The organism is Ancylothrix sp. D3o (assembly GCF_025370775.1).
In the GTDB taxonomy this organism is placed as follows: Bacteria; Cyanobacteriota; Cyanobacteriia; order Cyanobacteriales; family Oscillatoriaceae; genus Ancylothrix.
The window spans coordinates 610722-626871 of the sequence record NZ_JAMXEX010000002.1; the positions used below are offsets into that span (position 1 = coordinate 610722).

A 16150-nucleotide genomic window follows, 5' to 3' on the forward strand; every position below is an offset into this window, starting at 1 on the left:
TTATTCTCCTTTTCTACCTGTCATTGTTTAGGTTTTGGTTGATTATTTTATACCATTCTCTGCTGTTTCTGTTTGGAGTGCCAGCTTTCAGGATATTTTTGATAAATCTTTACAGGGCGGCCTCCTCAATGGGGCAATGCCTCTACCACTTATCTTTCGTATATTTCCAAAGGCAAATTATCGGGATCTTTAAAAAAAGTAAAGCGTTTGCCTGTGATTTCATCTAGCCTAATTTCTTCAGTTTCTACGCCTTTATTATGCAAATTTATAACTGTTTCTTCAATATTTTCTACTTCAAAAGCTAAATGTCTCAAGCCGCAAGCTTCGGGGCGAGAAGGGCGTTGCGGTGGATTAGGAAACGAAAATAACTCGATTTGGCCGCTATCCCCCACACTTAAGTCTAATTTATAAGATTTTCTTTCTTGCCGGTAGGTTTCTTTGATAATAGAAAATCCTAAAATTTGCGTGTAGAAATGCTTAGACTTTTGATAATCTGAGCAAATAATAGCAACGTGGTGAATGCGGTTAATTTTCATAATCTAAATTTTCCTTAAATTCGTTATTCAAGTCTCAAAATTTGCTTAATTTCAGCCCTTTAAGCCTCTTAATTCCTGATCTGACCCGCTTTAAGGGGTGGCACTTAACAAAACCAAAGCAAACTCTTTAATCTCAGTTTACTACTTCTTGGCTATCGATACTGGTTGCGAAAATTCCTTATGTACCAATCAGGCTGGATATTTTGTGAGGGTCGGGCGTTATTGTGGGGAGAGGTTAGCGTTACTGCTTTAATTCCCTGATTATTAACGCATACAATACAATAAGATTGTTTAAACAATTACCAGGAAATTAAAGTTACTGTAGAGGCCGTACCACCGTATATGCTCCTGAGTCATTTCTCCCTATCCTAACTCAAAAAATCTATCTTTTTATCTAATCACATTTTTGCCATTTTGAAAAATCAACTCCAACTCCTCCAGAACCTAAAAAGAGCCATTCGTTTAGTTTGGCAAAGCACCCACCTTTGGACAACCGCCAGTCTTATACTGTTACTGATCCAAGGTTTATTGCCCTTACTATCGCTTTATTTAATGAAGCTGATCGTCGATACAGTGACAGCAGGAATAGGTGGCGGAACAGCGGCATTTTATCAAGTTTTGCTGTTTGTATTTTTAGCAGGAATCACCGCTTTACTCTCCGATTTATGTCGATCTTTATCTGGCTATGCCAGTGAGGCACAGTCTCAAATTGTTACAGACTTTGTGCATGATCTCCTCCACGCCAAATCCATAGAATTAGACCTAGAATATTACGAAAATTCCCAATTTTATAACGCCCTCCATCGCGCCCAACAAGAAGCCATTTACCGGCCCAACCGCATCCTAACCAGTCTGGTACAACTCGCTCAAAATGCCATTTCTTTGATAGCAATTGCCGGGTTATTAGTATCCTTGCATTGGGGAATTGCAGCCGTGTTATTTGTAGCAGCGCTTCCCAGTTTATTCGTGCGGTTCAAGCACACCGGCAAGCTATATAAAAAACAGCGCAGTTGGACAATGCCCGAAAGAATAGCTTACTATTTCCATTTGATGTTAACTAATCATTCCTATGCCAAAGAAGTGCGGCTTTTTGATTTGGGTTCTTTATTTCGCCGGCGCTATCAAAATCTCCGTACTCAAATACGTCAAGAAAAACTCACCCTTTCTCAACAACGAAATCTTGCCGAATTAATGAGTCAAGCAAGCAGCACCTTAGCAGTTTATGCCGCTTGTGGTTTCATTGCTTACCAAACAATTCAAGGGCAAATTACATTAGGCGGACTGGTAATGTATTACCAAGGATTTCAAAGAGGACAAACTTTTTTGCGAGAAATGCTCAACAGTTTAGCGAGTTTATATGAAAATAGTTTGTTTCTGTCTCTTCTTTACGAATTCCTCGATTTAAAGCGAGCAGTTGTTGAACCTTTATCCCCCCAAACAGTCCCCAAACCCATCCAAAACCAAATCCAACTTGAAAGCGTTTCTTTCCATTATCCCCATAGCAATCGCGCCTTGCTGGAAGATATTAATTTAACAATAAAAGCCGGAGAAACGGTGGCCTTAGTCGGGGAAAATGGAGCCGGAAAAACAACTTTAATTAAACTTTTATGCCGACTTTATGATCCAACCAGCGGAAGCATTACTATCGATGGCATTGATTTAAAACAATTGAATACTACAGACTGGCGGAGAGAAATTAGTGTAGTTTTTCAAGATTACGCCCGCTACAATCTCACAGCGCAGGAAAATATAGGGTTTGGGAATATTAATTTATTGCAAGAAACCGCAGATATTGTCAAAGCTGCACAGGAATCGGGCGCAGATCGTGTAATTTCCCGACTGCCAAAAGGCTACGATACAACTTTAGGCACACAATTTGATGAAGGCGAAGAATTAAGCATCGGAGAATGGCAAAAAGTAGCAATTGCCAGAGCTTTTTTACGTCAAGCACAAATTCTAATTTTAGATGAACCGACAAGCGCCCTTGATGCCAAAGCGGAATATGAGGTTTTTGAGCAATTTCGCCAACTTATTAAAGGTAAAACAGCAATTTTAATTAGCCATCGCCTCTCAACGGTGAAGATGGTAGATCGCATCTTTGTTTTGCAAAATGGCAAAATTGTAGAAACCGGCACCCACGAAGAATTATTAAAGCTTGGTGGTACTTATGCTCAGTTGTTTGAAATTCAGGCCAAATATTATCAATAAAATTTCTTTAGGGCGGTGCAGAAGTGCCCGCCCTTTCGTAGTTATCGCCGGTTCACCACATCATTCCAAGCGCGAACAACTGCTTGTAAATCTTGCGGTAATTGCCCTTGAATACTATCAGCAAAACGAGTAGTTGTATCCCGACTTGTCAGCGTCACCGTCATATAATCAGCAGACCCCGGTGCTGGTAAAAAATCCATGCGATTATAACGAGATAAACGCTGCCTTTCCACCGTCGCCATAAACTGCCGTAACTCATCAACAGAAAGCTGCCGAATAACTTGCCGTTGAGTTGAACCATTCGCCACTAAAAAGCTTTGAAGTAACCGGCCATCCTGCATCAAAATTGTTTCAGAAGTGCGACCGGCAAACCCGCCACTCGAAATTGCCCGAAACACCATATCTTTACCCAAAGCCGGCGGCAATTCATTAGCAGGAATCATTGCAGATTTAACCGTACCACTATCACCAATGGCGCTGGCAGATTCATCTAAAACTACAACAGAACCGTTAGAATTAGTGCGATAAACCCAGAATTTATCATTTAATTGCCCACTGTTGCGGCTGGCAACTTTCACCTCCCAACCATCAACAATTGCTTGAGTACACATCACACCCGGTTGATTAATTCCCAGACAGCCATTCGGCCATTGCCGCTGTGACGCGCTCACAATATATAAACTTTCTGGACGTACCCGCAGCCGAATCGATAAATTTTTTCGCACCGCCTCACTCACGGAAGCCGGCAAGTTACCTTCTGAATTAGGAGTTCTAGCCATTCTTACCGTTTGGCCGGTGTTATCTGTCCGATAAGTCCACTGTCTTGAACCATCCGACATCACAACCTGCCAGCCTTCCGTCAACGCCGGCGCACATAATTCTGCTGGGTTCGGCACACCCAAACAACGATCCGGCCAGGTTTTGCGTTCCGCACTCACTACCTGTAGCTGATTGATTCGCACATTCGCTACCCGCGATAAATCACGGCGGACAGCATTTGCAATAACCGGAGGTAAACGATTTCCCCTCGGATTTTGCGCTCTTTCTGTGGCCGGTTGTGCTGAACGCGGCGCTGCATTTGCCTCCTTGATCAGCATGAATTCTGCACCCACCGATAAAAAACCGGTTAACAGCAACCCAGCAAAAACTTGGTAAAACAAACTCACATTCTTTGATTCGTAGAAGTCAGAAAACTTAGAAAACCGTTGCATACAATTCTTGGAACTCAACAACTTTATTACATGAAATACTGCGAAAAAGTGGTAGATGAAAGTTTCGCCCAGCGTCCCCTAGAGGAAAAATAATAATTCAAATCCTCAAGTGCTAAGACTGCTTAAACGTTAATTAGTTTCCCTATCAAATATTCTCCCTTTTTTTCCAAAAAATCGCATCACCTCAACGGGTGATTTTTTTCAACCATTCCCATAAAAAAACCGGCCCACCATGAGCCGGCTACCGGACTTGCCAGTGCTTTATCGCCTCTACTATTTGCGACCATTGGCGACAGAATAAGGCACTTTTACTTGCACGGACGAATTTTCTACAATAGCCTGTTTCTGAGGGGGTGTAACTATAGCGCTTGTTTGTTGCCTGAGGGCGGTCTTTTTTGTTGGCAACGTTGAGCCGACAGTAAAATATAACAATGCCGTCAGCGCCATCGCCAATATTAAAGGGTTAGGTGACTTAACGGCTTGATTTGTCGAAACTTCAGAGAGGTAGTTATGTGTATGGTTATTCATGGCCGCCTAAGATCGCAGATGTCTTATTTTTGCGAGATTTTTCTTTTTAGCAGCTACACCCTGATTTCCGCACAATGCGGAACAATTTAAAAATTTTTTTTAGCTAAGGGTTAAAATTTATACCCATTAATTCTAAAAATTCTGCCATCGCCTCAAACCGGCCCTTAAGCGCCGGTGGCTTATCGGCTAGGATGTTGCGGTTCTGCTATCTGTGCCGATTGTCGCACAGGCAGAAACCAGCATTAAGTAGCCCTTCATACCAGTTTGCCTCTTCAATCAATTTTTCTTCATCGCGGAATATACGGAATTTTCGCAAAAACCCGCCCGAAAAACATTAACAGTTGTTAAGCTACTCTCAACAACTTGCGTCGGGGCAAACCGGCCCGAATCGGGATAATTTTAAAAAAATCAGGCTGGGAAAGCAGATTTGTATGAAGAGGCCGGTAAAAAATTAATACCTAAAAATCCTACCCTTTCCACCGGCAAGCAATTATCACTTATCTAGTCTGGTGAATAACGCAAACCCCTAACCGTAGCCAGCGTCAAAATCAGCAAAACAACCGTCCAAGTCCACTCAGGAAGTAGCCTAAAAAAAATCAACAAACCGTTTACCAAAAGTGCAACATAAGCAACCAGCCACGTTATGGCAACCGCTAGAACAACCAAGAATAAAATGAGTGCTAATTCTTGCATAAATCCCAACCCAACCCCTTCATAACAATCCCCCACTTTAGCTTGTTATAGGCAAAGCTGAAATGTCAGGACATGGCAAGCAAACTTAACTTAACCGGCCTTCTTGGGGCCAAACTACTTTTCTTGTAACGAACAAAAGCAAAAATAAAATACTCAACTGAACAGGCCAAGGTGCCAGAACCAAAAGCAAAACAAAACAGATCGCCAGTATCGTCAAAGCCATAATTCGGGCAATTTCCCCCGAAGCATTTAGATACAAACAGCCAGAGCCAACAGCGACCAGCAAAGTCACAAACGACATTATAGACATAGCCCCTCACCTCCAATTTAGGGAGCAGCAGCACAAAAAGTGCATAAAAAAAGTATTTTTCAGTACAATCTATCATATTATCTCAAAAAGCAACTCACCCTCAAGGGTATAACTTGAGAAAATTTAAGCTTAAGATTTGTGATAATCCTGCGGTCAAAAACCAATTTTTACGAAAACGATGATACAGGCTTCCCCTTGCAAACCAAAGCTTTACAAGCAACTTTAAAATCTAAAACTGTGCAATCAAACTTCTTATAACCTTCCTCACACCACCTCACCCTTTCACCACGGGGAGGTTAAGGTTATTATTTTTACCAGAAAAACAATCTCTAGCTGTACAACCTGTCGAGCCCCCTCATTTGCCGACAAATTGCCGCAGAGGTTGCGGAAGAGCCGGGACAATTTTTTGCTGCCAAACCGGCATCACTTGCCGTCGCCAAAACACATCAAAACTAGAAGGCTGAATCATACGCCAAGCAAACCCAACCGCAATCAATAAAGCAATCAGTGCAATTGCAGAAGACATCAAAGAGGCAAAAAAATTCGGGCCTTTTGCTCGATGCGCTACAACACGAGGCAACCTTTGAACATAAGCCGGCTCCGAAATATCCTTATAAGGCTCCCTATAAATCTCAGGAATCTCTTCTTGTCGCCTTTGCCCCTTTGTTGTGAATTTTGAGTCACCTGAGCGAGACGAAGAAGATTTTGGTGCTTTTGTTGTTGGCAAACGAGACGAAGAAGATTTTGGTGCTTTTGTCGTTGGCAAACGAGACGAAGAAGATTTTGGTGCTTTTGTTGTTGGCAAACGAGACGAAGAAGATTTTGGCTTTGCGATTGTAGAGTGATTGAATTTTGAGCCTTGAGCATCATCATTAAAACCCGACATTGGCGAATCAAGGAAAGGAGAAGCTACAGGCAAAGACTGCTCCAAAACCCGTAACTGCTCAGACACCACCTCCGGCTCTACCCCAGATTTTGCCCACTGCAACAGCGCCACAGTTGGAATTGCACAAAGATTAACAACTCCCAAAGACTGCAAACGTTTAATCAGAGACAAACTCGTAGAAACAAAAACCACCAATTGTTTAGGCTGCTGTTGCGACAACCCATAAGCACATTGAGCCACCGCCACCATCAGCCTAGCTTGTCGGTTGCCTTCCACCCCACTCGCCGGTTGCAAAGACGTATGAGAAGCGGTAGCACTTGTAAGTTGCCAACCACTGCGAGGCCAAAAACGCAAAAAATCCCCAGCCACCAACTCTTGAGTTGATTCCGCAGCATCGCGCATCAACAACTCAATTTCGTCATAAACCGCCACCGGCAGAAAGCAAGTCCCCAAGTGAGAAAAACTTTCCCATTCGCGCCTTTTGCCAGTCATCACTACATCAAAATCTAAAAGTAACAGCACGTTAAAGCACACCCCAAACACTAGAGGATTATCGTTTAATTGTTCTTATTTCCATGATAGTGAATAGGCAAGAAGTGATTAAGGAGTATGACACCGCTTTTCATGCCAAAAGGTTTTGGGCGGGGATGATCAAGAGTTTTAAAAAAAGGCCGGTTTTGCACAGAGAGGGGATACTTTGAGTGCTTTTGACCAGCCTAAACCTTATAAGGGATGCGAAGCTATTGGAAACAACCCTCTAACTGCCAATCCCCAGACGACCGGCCAAACCAGGACTTAAAGGCACCAAAGTTGCCAGCATTAAAAATAAAGCCAACAACCCCAAAGCTGCACGAGCATCATCTGGTTCTGTAATATCGTCTAAAGCCGGTCTTTCGAGATTGCGTTGCAAAAACAAAATCACAATTGCCCAATAAAGCGACAAAGGGTTTAATAAAGCCACCAAGCTCAACACAATTAAAGTCGCTACTGTAGTTCGACCGGCCACTTTGCGGCCATAAATTGCCTGGACAATACGACCACCGTCTAACTGACCGGCCGGCATCAAATTCAGCGCCGTAACCACTAAACCTAACCATCCCAAAACGGAAAGCGGATGCACATCTACCAGAGGTTGTTGCAAAGCATCTCCTAAAACAACTTTCGCTAAAGTTCCCACTAACAGCGAGCCTTTAAAAAACTCGGAAGGAATTTCAAAATAACTACCTGGATGAGAAAGTAATAAACCTACTATTAACATCCCCAAAGATACCAAACCCCCCGCAGCCGGCCCTGCAAAAGCCACATCAAAAAGCGCTTTTCGAGTGGGTAAAAGCGACTCAAAACGATTAAACGCCCCAAAACTGCCTAGTTGCAAAGCCGGCAAAAAATAAGGCAAGCTAAAACGAATATTATAGCGTTTTGCCATTACTTGATGAGCGACTTCGTGAGCAATTAAAATCGCCCAAATTCCTGCGGCAAAGGGCAGCACTTCCGCCGACCGATTGATATTATTAAAAAAGTCAAAGTTTCTTACTAATCCAGCGGTTTCGAGGCTTGTGGCCAAGGTTGCCAATATTAACACAACTGAGAGAATTTTTTGCTGGAGGGTTGCCGGTTGAGGGTCATTGCTACTCGGCAAAACAATGACTACCGGCTTATTGTCTGGATTTTCTACCAAAAATAAGCGGTAGCGTTCTCCTAAACGTGCTTGTAATTTTTCTGCTAAACGAGGCTGAACTGTGGCCGGTTCTCCGCGCAAATTGCCTTTAAAAATTGCCCCATCCTGATAGGAAATTGTTTCGGTGGCAAAAAAGGTATCTATGCCAAAAATTTCCTTAATTGTTTGCAAGTCTGGCCCCGGAATCGGCAGCACTTCGCCGTCTGGGATGGGAGGTATTTGAGTGGTGTTGGTGGGGTTATCGGTTTTTGGTTCGAGTTTTGGTTCTGAAACTGCCGGTGTGGCTTCAGATTTTAAAAGTGCTTCCAGTTTTTCCCGCAAAGCTGTATCTTGACTACTGGCTCGTAATTGATTTCCTAAATAAATATACAATCCAGCAAAGCCAACTAATAAAAACAAAATGCTGACTAAATTAAGATAAACGCCGGCAGCAAATAAACCAAAAAAAATCAACCAAGGAGCCATCAAAGAAACAGATTGCAGCCAAGCTAAAACTCCCAGTTTGCCGAAGGGTTTGGCTCGGTAATAACCCCACCCCAAAATGCCTAAAGCTACTAGCACAATTGCAATCGTTGCCGCGTTTTCGGTCGCTATCGCCATTTCTCAACCTTTGCTTTCATTTAATTAATAGTGCCTGAGTCGTCTGCAAGACAATTTGTCCAGAGAGATATCTGTCGGTGTGACTTTCTCTGAGCAAAACGACCCCTACTTTAAGTATATTGGCCGGTGGCTCTTGTCAAAAATTCCTTGTCGCCGCTTACTTAATGGTAGCGGGAAGCGCACTCTTCTTTTGTTTGCAAGATAGTTCTTCCTTATCAATTTTAGCATAGCATGGCTGGGGGATGGATGTCAACTGCTTTACTCTTCTTTATTAGGGGCCGGTTTAAACAATATTTCTGACATTTTTTGTTGTCACCTCCCTAAAGACTCAAACATAATATTTCTAAATGCAGAAAAAGTGAGAGACATTTAGCAAGCGTACAGGCTTTAGCAGTAAATTTAAGAGCTTTTGAGGTTTGACTTTCCTGTTGTTCTGCTTGATGGCTACACCTTTACTGCTCAACATCTTAAACTCTACAATCCTTAAATTCATGTCACAACAAAGCAGCCTCAATAACGATATTTTAATCGGAACAATAGATGCAGATACCCTCGCTGGAAGAGCCGGCAACGATATCTTACTTGGTTTAGGTAATGACGATCTATTGTTTGGCAATGCAGACGATGATTTAATATTTGGCAACACCGGCAATGATATCCTACGCGGGGGACAAGGAAACGACCTCTTGCAGGGTGGGGCTGGCGATGATCAAGTATCTGGAGATTTAGGAAATGATACAGTTAATGGTGAACTAGGCAACGATACTTTATTTGGTGGATGTTCCGACGGCAGCAACAACGACAGGAACGGGCAAGACGTTCTCATCGGTGGTAGCGGTGATGATTTAATATATGGTAATGGTGGAGAAGATCAACTTTTCGGAAACACCGGCACCGATACTCTAGCCGGGGGAAAAGGTAACGACACCCTCAACGGAGGCACCGGCAACGATATCTTATCAGGAGATAAGGGAGATGACCGACTTGTTGGAGATATAGGTGCAGATACCCTTACCGGCGCAGAGGGTAATGATATCTTTGTGATAGGTTTACGCAAAGATGTCCCTGGAGTATTATCCACCGGCGGGGCAGAAATTAAAGATGCAGATTGGGTTACAGATTTTGTCAAAGGTCAAGATAAAATTGAAATCTTGGGTGGATTAACTTTTGAGCAATTAAGGATATTTGCCGGCTCTGGAGAGTATGCTGGGTTTAGCATTATTCAAGAAACAATCACAAACCAATATTTAGCAATTTTACGGGGCATTGAAGCGCTTACAATTGAGCGTAGTGATTTTGTTGGCTTGGCTGCTTCAACACCGGCACCGACACCGGCACCAAACCCAACACCAACACCGGCACCAACACCAAACCCAAACCCAACACCGGCACCAAACCCAACACCAGATCCTATACCTGCACCAGATCCTATACCGACACCAACACCAGATCCCACACCAACGCCGACACCAACACCAGATCCCACACCCACACCGGCACCAGATCCCACACCCAAACCAACGCCAACACCAACACCGGCACCCGAAAACAACACACCAACTGCCGGTACTATTGCATCTCAAACAGCCACAGAAGATACAGCATTTAACTTCACCATACCCACCGGCACTTTTGCAGATATTGATGCCGGAGACAGCCTAACTTATAGTGCAACTCTTGCAGATGGAAGTGATCTACCAAGCTGGCTACAATTTAACGCGGCTTCTCAGACATTTTCGGGAACTCCAGCTAATGAGAATGTCGGTATTTTAACGATAAAATTGACAGCAACAGACACAAGTAATGCTTCAGTATCAAGCAACTTTGATATTACTGTGGCTAATGTCAATGATGCGCCAACTTTAACAGCAACAGCAGTTACCTTCACGGCTATTGATGAAGATGTCACGACAAATATAGGCGATGCAGTTGATATTACGGCACTCACATCATTAATAAATAATGTTGATACTGGCGCTGTTAAAGGTATTGCTGTAACAGGTGTTGATAATACTAATGGCCAATGGCAATACACAATAGATGGAACTACCTGGAATGATTTTTCAGCCACAACAGAAAGTAACGTAGATATTTCAACAACGGCACGACTTTTAACGGCATCTACTACTAATAAAATTCGTTTTGTTCCGAATGCTAATTATAACGGTAGTTCGGGAAATATTACTTTCCGTGCTTGGGATACTACAAGTGGAACGAATGGGGATGTAGCAGATACGTCAATAAATGGTGGAATAACGGCATTTAGTAGTAATACAAATACGGCAAGTTTGAGTGTTAATGCTGTTAATGATGAGCCGGTGGCTGTGGATGATCCTCTGCCAGATGCAACAGTTTTGTTGAGTACAGGAATTTTAATTCAAGCTTCAGAATTAGTGCTAAATGATACCGATGTAGAAAATGATACCTTGACTGTTACGGGTGTTTCTAATCCCACAAATGGCACAGTATCTCTGATAAATGGGGTAGTAAAATTTAATCCCACAGCTACAGGTAGAGCCTCATTTGCTTACACAGTATCTGATGAAAATGGAGGGACTGCTGAAGCAGCAGTGAATTTCAATATCACTTCGGTTAATGCGGTGAATTTGAGTAATATTGTATCGGGGACGAATTTGCCATTGGGGGCAAAGGGTTTTGTAATTAATGGTGAGGTGACTAATGAAATGAGCGGCTTTCCTGTCAGTAGTGCAGGAGATGTCAACGGTGATGGTTTGGCTGATTTAATTGTTGCTGCTCCTGGTAATACTCCTAGTTCTGATATTAATGCCAGGAAGTCTTATCTAGTGTTTGGAAAAACAGACACTACTGCAATTAATTTAAATTCTCTCGGTACTGGGGGCTTTATCATCAATGGTGAAGCGGCTGGTGACTGGACTGGCTGGAGTTTCAGCAGTGGAGGAGATGTAAACGGTGATGGGTTTGCTGATTTAATTGTTGGCGCTCCCGATGCTGATCCTGCTTCTGTTAATCGTGCCGGGAAGTCATACGTTGTGTTTGGAAAAACAGACACTAATGCAGTTAATTTAAGCTCTCTCGGTAGCGGTGGTTTTATCATCAATGGTGAGGTGGCGTCTGACCAGAGTGGCTATTCTGTTAGCAGTGCAGGAGATGTGAATGGTGATGGTTTTGGTGATTTAATTGTTGGTGTTCCTGGTGGTAGTCCGGCTTCTTTCCCTGTTGGTAATCCTGGTTTTGATCCTACGTCTGGTAACTATACAGGCAAGTCATACCTGGTGTTTGGCAAAACAGACACTAATACAATTAATTTAAGCTCTCTCGGTACGGGGGGTTTTATCATTAATGGACAGGCGTTTGGTGACCAAAGCGGCTGGAGCGTCAGCAATGCAGGAGATGTCAACGGTGATGGTTTGGCTGATTTAATTATTGGTGCCCGCTATGCTGATCCTGCTTCTGGTAGTGCTGCCGGCAAGTCATACCTAGTGTTTGGCAAAACAGACACTAATACAATTAATTTAAGCTCTCTCGGTACGGGGGGTCTTATCATCAATGGCGAGGCGGCTGGTGATATGAGCGGCGTTTCTGTCAACACTGCCGGCGATGTGAATGGTGATGGTTTGGCTGATGTAGTTGTTGGTACTTTATTTGCTGATACTGCTTCAGGAGTTGATGCCGGCAAGTCATACCTGGTGTTTGGCAAAACAAACACTGATGCTATTAATTTAAATTCTCTTGGTACTGAGGGCTTTATCATTAATGGTGAGGCCGCTAATGATTTTAGCGGCATTTCTGTCAACAGTGCCGGCGACATCAACGGTGATGGTTTGACTGATTTAATTGTTGGTGCTCCCTTGGCTGATACTGCTTCAGGAGTTGATGCCGGCAAGTCATATCTGGTGTTTGGCAAAACAGACAATACGGCAATTAATTTAAGTTCTCTCGGTACTGGTGGTTTTATCATCAATGGTGAGGCGACTTATGACAATAGCGGCTCTTCTGTCAGCAGTGCAGGGGATGTCAATGGTGATGGTTTGGCTGATTTAATTGTTGGTGCTCCCTTTGCTGATCCTGCTTCTGGTACTAATGCCGGCAAGTCTTACGTCATATTTGGTGGAGACTTCACCGGCGCCGTCACTCAACTAGGTACCGATGCTGTTGATAATCTCACCGGCACCGCAAATGATGAAGCTTTAGTTGGTGCAGCCGGCGATGATATTCTCAGCGATGGTGGTTTTACTAATACCCTGATGTATGGTGGTGCAGGTAATGATTCTATCAGCATCAACAATGCTAATTTCCGCCGTTTGGATGGTGGTTTAGGAAATGATACTTTGGTATTAGCAGGAAGTGGCATAACTTTAAACCTCACCGGCACCGCAGATAACACTAAAATCGCTTCTTTTGAAACTATCGATTTAACCGGCACCGGCAATAACACCTTAACTTTAAGTTATGGTTCTCTGTTGAATTTGGTTGAAGAAACTCGTGCTTCTGGTGGCTTCAATCGTTTAACAGTGCGTGGTGACACCGGCGATATTATCACAGTCAATTTAGCCGGCTTTGGTTTCATTAGCAGCTTTGGTGCAACTGAAACTACCTACACTAAAGGCAACTTGCAGTTAGTTGTGGAAAACGATATCACTCAAACCGGCATTACGATTTAGTCTTAAGAAGCCGGCTTTTTCACTTGTAAGTAAACCTTTGAGAAAGCCGGTTTTTCTCCTCAACTTTTCCGAATCAAAAAAAGCCAAAAAAAAACCTAATTTCTGCCAAAAATCGCTTGACAATATGCAGGCCGGCGTGATATAATAAAATCGATAAGGAAGAACTATCATAAAATAAATCACCTTATTGTAGAGATCGGCCTTCCAAAAGATTTAGAAAAACCAGAATAAAGGGCGGGTTTAGCGAGAACCATGCAAGAATCAAAAAAATCGGTTAACCCGCCCCTACTTATTGCTGAGATTTTTGATAACTAAGCAGGGCCGGTCGCAGTTGACCTTGATGAGCATTAAGTAACTCAACACCGGCCTCCTTATCCAACCCCGTCCAGTGCATCAGCAAAGACAACTTCACCGACCGGCCACTACGCTCAAGCAAATAACCAGCATCTTCCCGACTTAACTCTGTTAAATCTACCAACATTCGTAAAGCGCGGTCGTGTAGCTTTTTATTAGTGACAGCCACATCAACCATGCGATTACCATAAACCTTACCTAGCTTCACCATCACGCCGGTAGAAATAATATTCAAAGCCATCTTAGTAACCGTACCGGCCTTAAGTCGCGTCGAACCGGCCAAAATTTCCGGCCCCACCAACAAACGAATATCCACATCCGCCTCAGACTTCACCTGAGTAGCCGGCACACAAGCAATCAAAACCGTACTAGCGCCCCGTGCTTTAGCAGCATTCAGAGCACCTTGAACAAAAGGAGTAGTCCCGCCGGCAGTAATACCCACCACCACATCCAACTCAGTAATTTGCCGGTGAGCAATAGCCTCCGCCCCATCTTCCGCGCGATCCTCCAAATCTTCCGAACTGCGAATCAGCGCACCGGCCCCCCCAGCAATAATACCCTGCACCAACTCCGGCGGTGAGCAGAAAGTAGGCGGACATTCCGCCGCATCCAAAACTCCCAACCGGCCAGAAGTCCCCGCACCCACATAAAACAACCGGCCACCCCGATGCAATTGATGAGCGCCGATATCAATAGCCTTAGCCAATTGTTCCTTAGCCTCAGCAATAGCCGAAAGAGTTTTTGCATCCTCAGAATTAAACAACTCCACCAATTCCAAAGAACTAAGCTGATCAAGGTTTTGGCTATTGGGGTTAACTTGTTCAGTGAGTAGGTGTCCGCGTTCTTCTAAATTATTCATTCTTCTTTGGGTTCCTAAAGCAGCCCTTCTAATTGCCGGCGAATCCGATCTAACTCTGATTGTGACATCTCACCAGCTTCTCTTCGTTGCTCTTTTTGCCAGTCTGTTTGATCCACATTTGTTTCTGGAGGCACAGCCAGAGCCCCTTCTGGCACAATTTCCCAATCATAATCGGCACTGCGGCAAAACTCCTTAACTTCTTCCGAGTCCACCGATTCTACAGAAGGGTTAAAAAAATCCTGAGCTTCCAAAAGTACACCAAACCGCGTAGCATCGTCTTCTGATTCAAACATCAAAACTTTATTGCGCTCAGAACGCAAATCCTTAAGGGTGTGGATGCCCTCATTTTCTGTGCCGGTGTTAAAAAGCAAGACAAACACTCGCATGGCCTATAGTTTCATCCTAAAATTTTTGGTTTTATCTTGAATCCTATCATCCAATAACACGGCAAGTCTCCAGACCTGCCGCCGATTTTTTTGCTTTGGGGCAATTTTTTGAAGATTCTGGTAATTCTCTGCACTAGCCTAAAATACAGCCGGACTAAAATTACCACCGCCGAGATTATTTCCTGCAATACCTTGCAAAATTAGCAAATAGTCATTGGTTTCTTGTAGTTGAATAACCAAATTTCCCTGCTGCTCGCCGGTGCCGGCAGAGAGGCGTAAATCTTGCACTGTCAAATTATCGCCTAACAATATTAAATCTTGTCCGGGCCGGTAATCAGTAATTACATCTGCATTGGAGAGGCTTGTACCGCCGGTGGCTTTAGCAATCACAAATTGATCAGCGCCATCTCCGCCGGTCAGGGTATCCGCCCCCAAGTTTCCCAACATGGTATCGTTTCCAGCTTCCCCTAACAGGCTATCGTTATCTTGACCGCCATAAATTGAATCATCACCAGCACCTCCAAACAGGGTATCGCTTTCGCGGTTGCCGTTGAGATAATCGCTTCCTTCGTTGCCAAACAGCAAGTCATTTCCCCGTCCGCCCAAAATTGTATCTGAATCTTGGCCCCCTAGAATCGAGTCGTCATCTCCATTACCATAGAGCCAATCGGGGCCGCCGACTCCTTCGATGGTATCGTTTCCTGCCAATCCTAATAAAGTATCAGATCCAGTGTTTCCTCTGAGACTGTCTGCTTGGTCGGTTCCCGAATTATTTCCACTCCCTCCATTAGGGCTGCCGACTGTTGTGCCTGATTCAAACACACTATCAGGGAGATCGATAACTCCCTCGTAAAAACCTTCTAGCAATTCTTCGTCGCCTACATATTCAGGAAATACAGCCGTTGGCATATTTTTTGTTGCTCCCTACAATCTACGTTTAATTACATTAAATTATATTTTTTCCGGCATCTTTTTATCCAAGGATGCTAAGTTCGTCTGTTCGTGCTACCCTAACCGAGTGTCCTTTTCTCTTGACTGTGTGATATCGGCTACTGAAACGTAGTTGATTTTTTTTAAAAGATCCGTTCATATAAATCCTATTAGGTTTTTCCGCAATTTGATGTTTCTCCTGTATAATCTGTTTCCTAAAAGAAGGCTTTATAAACTTGAAATGAGTTAAAAACCGGAAAATAGTAAATTGTTTGGGTTTTGGCTGGTATTCACCGACTTTTTAAGAGAATAGGATGTGCCTGCGAAC

The 16150-nt window shown here is 43.5% G+C and carries 12 protein-coding genes; 2 read left to right on the plus strand and 10 right to left on the minus strand.

Going from position 1 to position 16150, the window contains the following annotated elements; genetic code table 11:
* Positions 1–149: 149 nt before the first annotated feature.
* The gene (locus tag NG798_RS06920) at positions 150–536 is read right to left on the minus strand and encodes a VOC family protein (RefSeq protein WP_261221355.1); all 387 of its coding nucleotides are present in this window, start codon (positions 534–536) and stop codon (positions 150–152) included.
* A gap of 414 nt (positions 537–950) precedes the next feature.
* Here NG798_RS06920 and NG798_RS06925 point away from each other — a divergent pair, with 414 nt between their 5' ends.
* Positions 951–2744 (plus strand): ABC transporter ATP-binding protein, encoded by a 1794-nt coding sequence (locus tag NG798_RS06925; RefSeq protein ID WP_261221356.1) that lies wholly within the window; start codon positions 951–953, stop codon positions 2742–2744.
* Positions 2745–2785: 41 nt separating this feature from the next.
* Here NG798_RS06925 and NG798_RS06930 read toward each other — a convergent pair whose 3' ends face one another.
* The 6 genes from NG798_RS06930 to NG798_RS06955 form a co-directional block, all read right to left on the minus strand.
* On the minus strand, positions 2786–3955 hold the full coding sequence (locus NG798_RS06930) for a hypothetical protein (protein ID WP_261221358.1): 1170 nt from the start codon (positions 3953–3955) through the stop codon (positions 2786–2788).
* Between the two features lie 273 nt (positions 3956–4228).
* On the minus strand, positions 4229–4483 hold the full coding sequence (locus tag NG798_RS06935) for a hypothetical protein (protein WP_261221359.1): 255 nt from the start codon (positions 4481–4483) through the stop codon (positions 4229–4231).
* 501 nt (positions 4484–4984) lie between these two features.
* Positions 4985–5176, minus strand: a complete 192-nt coding sequence (locus NG798_RS06940; protein ID WP_261221360.1) for a hypothetical protein — start codon at positions 5174–5176, stop codon at positions 4985–4987.
* Positions 5177–5261: 85 nt separating this feature from the next.
* On the minus strand, positions 5262–5486 hold the full coding sequence (locus tag NG798_RS06945; protein ID WP_261221361.1) for a hypothetical protein: 225 nt from the start codon (positions 5484–5486) through the stop codon (positions 5262–5264).
* 355 nt (positions 5487–5841) lie between these two features.
* Positions 5842–6894, minus strand: coding sequence for a PIN domain-containing protein (locus tag NG798_RS06950; RefSeq protein WP_261221362.1), 1053 nt, complete (start codon positions 6892–6894; stop codon positions 5842–5844).
* Positions 6895–7129: 235 nt separating this feature from the next.
* Positions 7130–8650, minus strand: a complete 1521-nt coding sequence (locus NG798_RS06955; RefSeq protein ID WP_261221363.1) for a site-2 protease family protein — start codon at positions 8648–8650, stop codon at positions 7130–7132.
* A gap of 491 nt (positions 8651–9141) precedes the next feature.
* Between NG798_RS06955 and NG798_RS06960 the strand changes: the two genes are divergently transcribed.
* A complete protein-coding gene (locus NG798_RS06960; protein WP_261221364.1) occupies positions 9142–13293 on the plus strand; it encodes a putative Ig domain-containing protein in 4152 nt (1383 codons plus the stop codon).
* A gap of 289 nt (positions 13294–13582) precedes the next feature.
* On the opposite strand, the gene murQ is transcribed toward NG798_RS06960, so the two are convergent.
* The 3 genes from murQ to NG798_RS06975 all read right to left on the minus strand — a co-directional run bounded on the left by murQ (position 13583) and on the right by NG798_RS06975 (position 15801).
* Positions 13583–14506: an N-acetylmuramic acid 6-phosphate etherase gene (gene murQ, locus NG798_RS06965; protein ID WP_261221366.1), complete on the minus strand. Its 924-nt coding sequence runs from the start codon at positions 14504–14506 to the stop codon at positions 13583–13585.
* Positions 14507–14520: 14 nt separating this feature from the next.
* Complete coding sequence (locus tag NG798_RS06970; protein WP_261221368.1) at positions 14521–14892, minus strand: DUF3110 domain-containing protein; 372 nt, start codon at positions 14890–14892, stop codon at positions 14521–14523.
* A 138-nt stretch (positions 14893–15030) separates the two neighbouring features.
* Complete coding sequence (locus tag NG798_RS06975; protein WP_261221370.1) at positions 15031–15801, minus strand: calcium-binding protein; 771 nt, start codon at positions 15799–15801, stop codon at positions 15031–15033.
* Positions 15802–16150 lie beyond the last annotated feature (349 nt).

Coding starts and splice junctions, on each gene's coding strand:
- NG798_RS06970 (WP_261221368.1), bottom strand. CDS start 14,892: ATGCGAGTGTTTGTCTTGCTTTTTAACACCGGCACAGAAAATGAGGGC.
- NG798_RS06955 (WP_261221363.1), bottom strand. CDS start 8,650: ATGGCGATAGCGACCGAAAACGCGGCAACGATTGCAATTGTGCTAGTA.
- NG798_RS06930 (WP_261221358.1), bottom strand. CDS start 3,955: ATGCAACGGTTTTCTAAGTTTTCTGACTTCTACGAATCAAAGAATGTG.
- NG798_RS06920 (WP_261221355.1), bottom strand. CDS start 536: ATGAAAATTAACCGCATTCACCACGTTGCTATTATTTGCTCAGATTAT.
- NG798_RS06945 (WP_261221361.1), bottom strand. CDS start 5,486: ATGTCTATAATGTCGTTTGTGACTTTGCTGGTCGCTGTTGGCTCTGGC.
- murQ (WP_261221366.1), bottom strand. CDS start 14,506: ATGAATAATTTAGAAGAACGCGGACACCTACTCACTGAACAAGTTAAC.
- NG798_RS06960 (WP_261221364.1), top strand. CDS start 9,142: ATGTCACAACAAAGCAGCCTCAATAACGATATTTTAATCGGAACAATA.
- NG798_RS06975 (WP_261221370.1), bottom strand. CDS start 15,801: ATGCCAACGGCTGTATTTCCTGAATATGTAGGCGACGAAGAATTGCTA.
- NG798_RS06935 (WP_261221359.1), bottom strand. CDS start 4,483: ATGAATAACCATACACATAACTACCTCTCTGAAGTTTCGACAAATCAA.
- NG798_RS06940 (WP_261221360.1), bottom strand. CDS start 5,176: ATGCAAGAATTAGCACTCATTTTATTCTTGGTTGTTCTAGCGGTTGCC.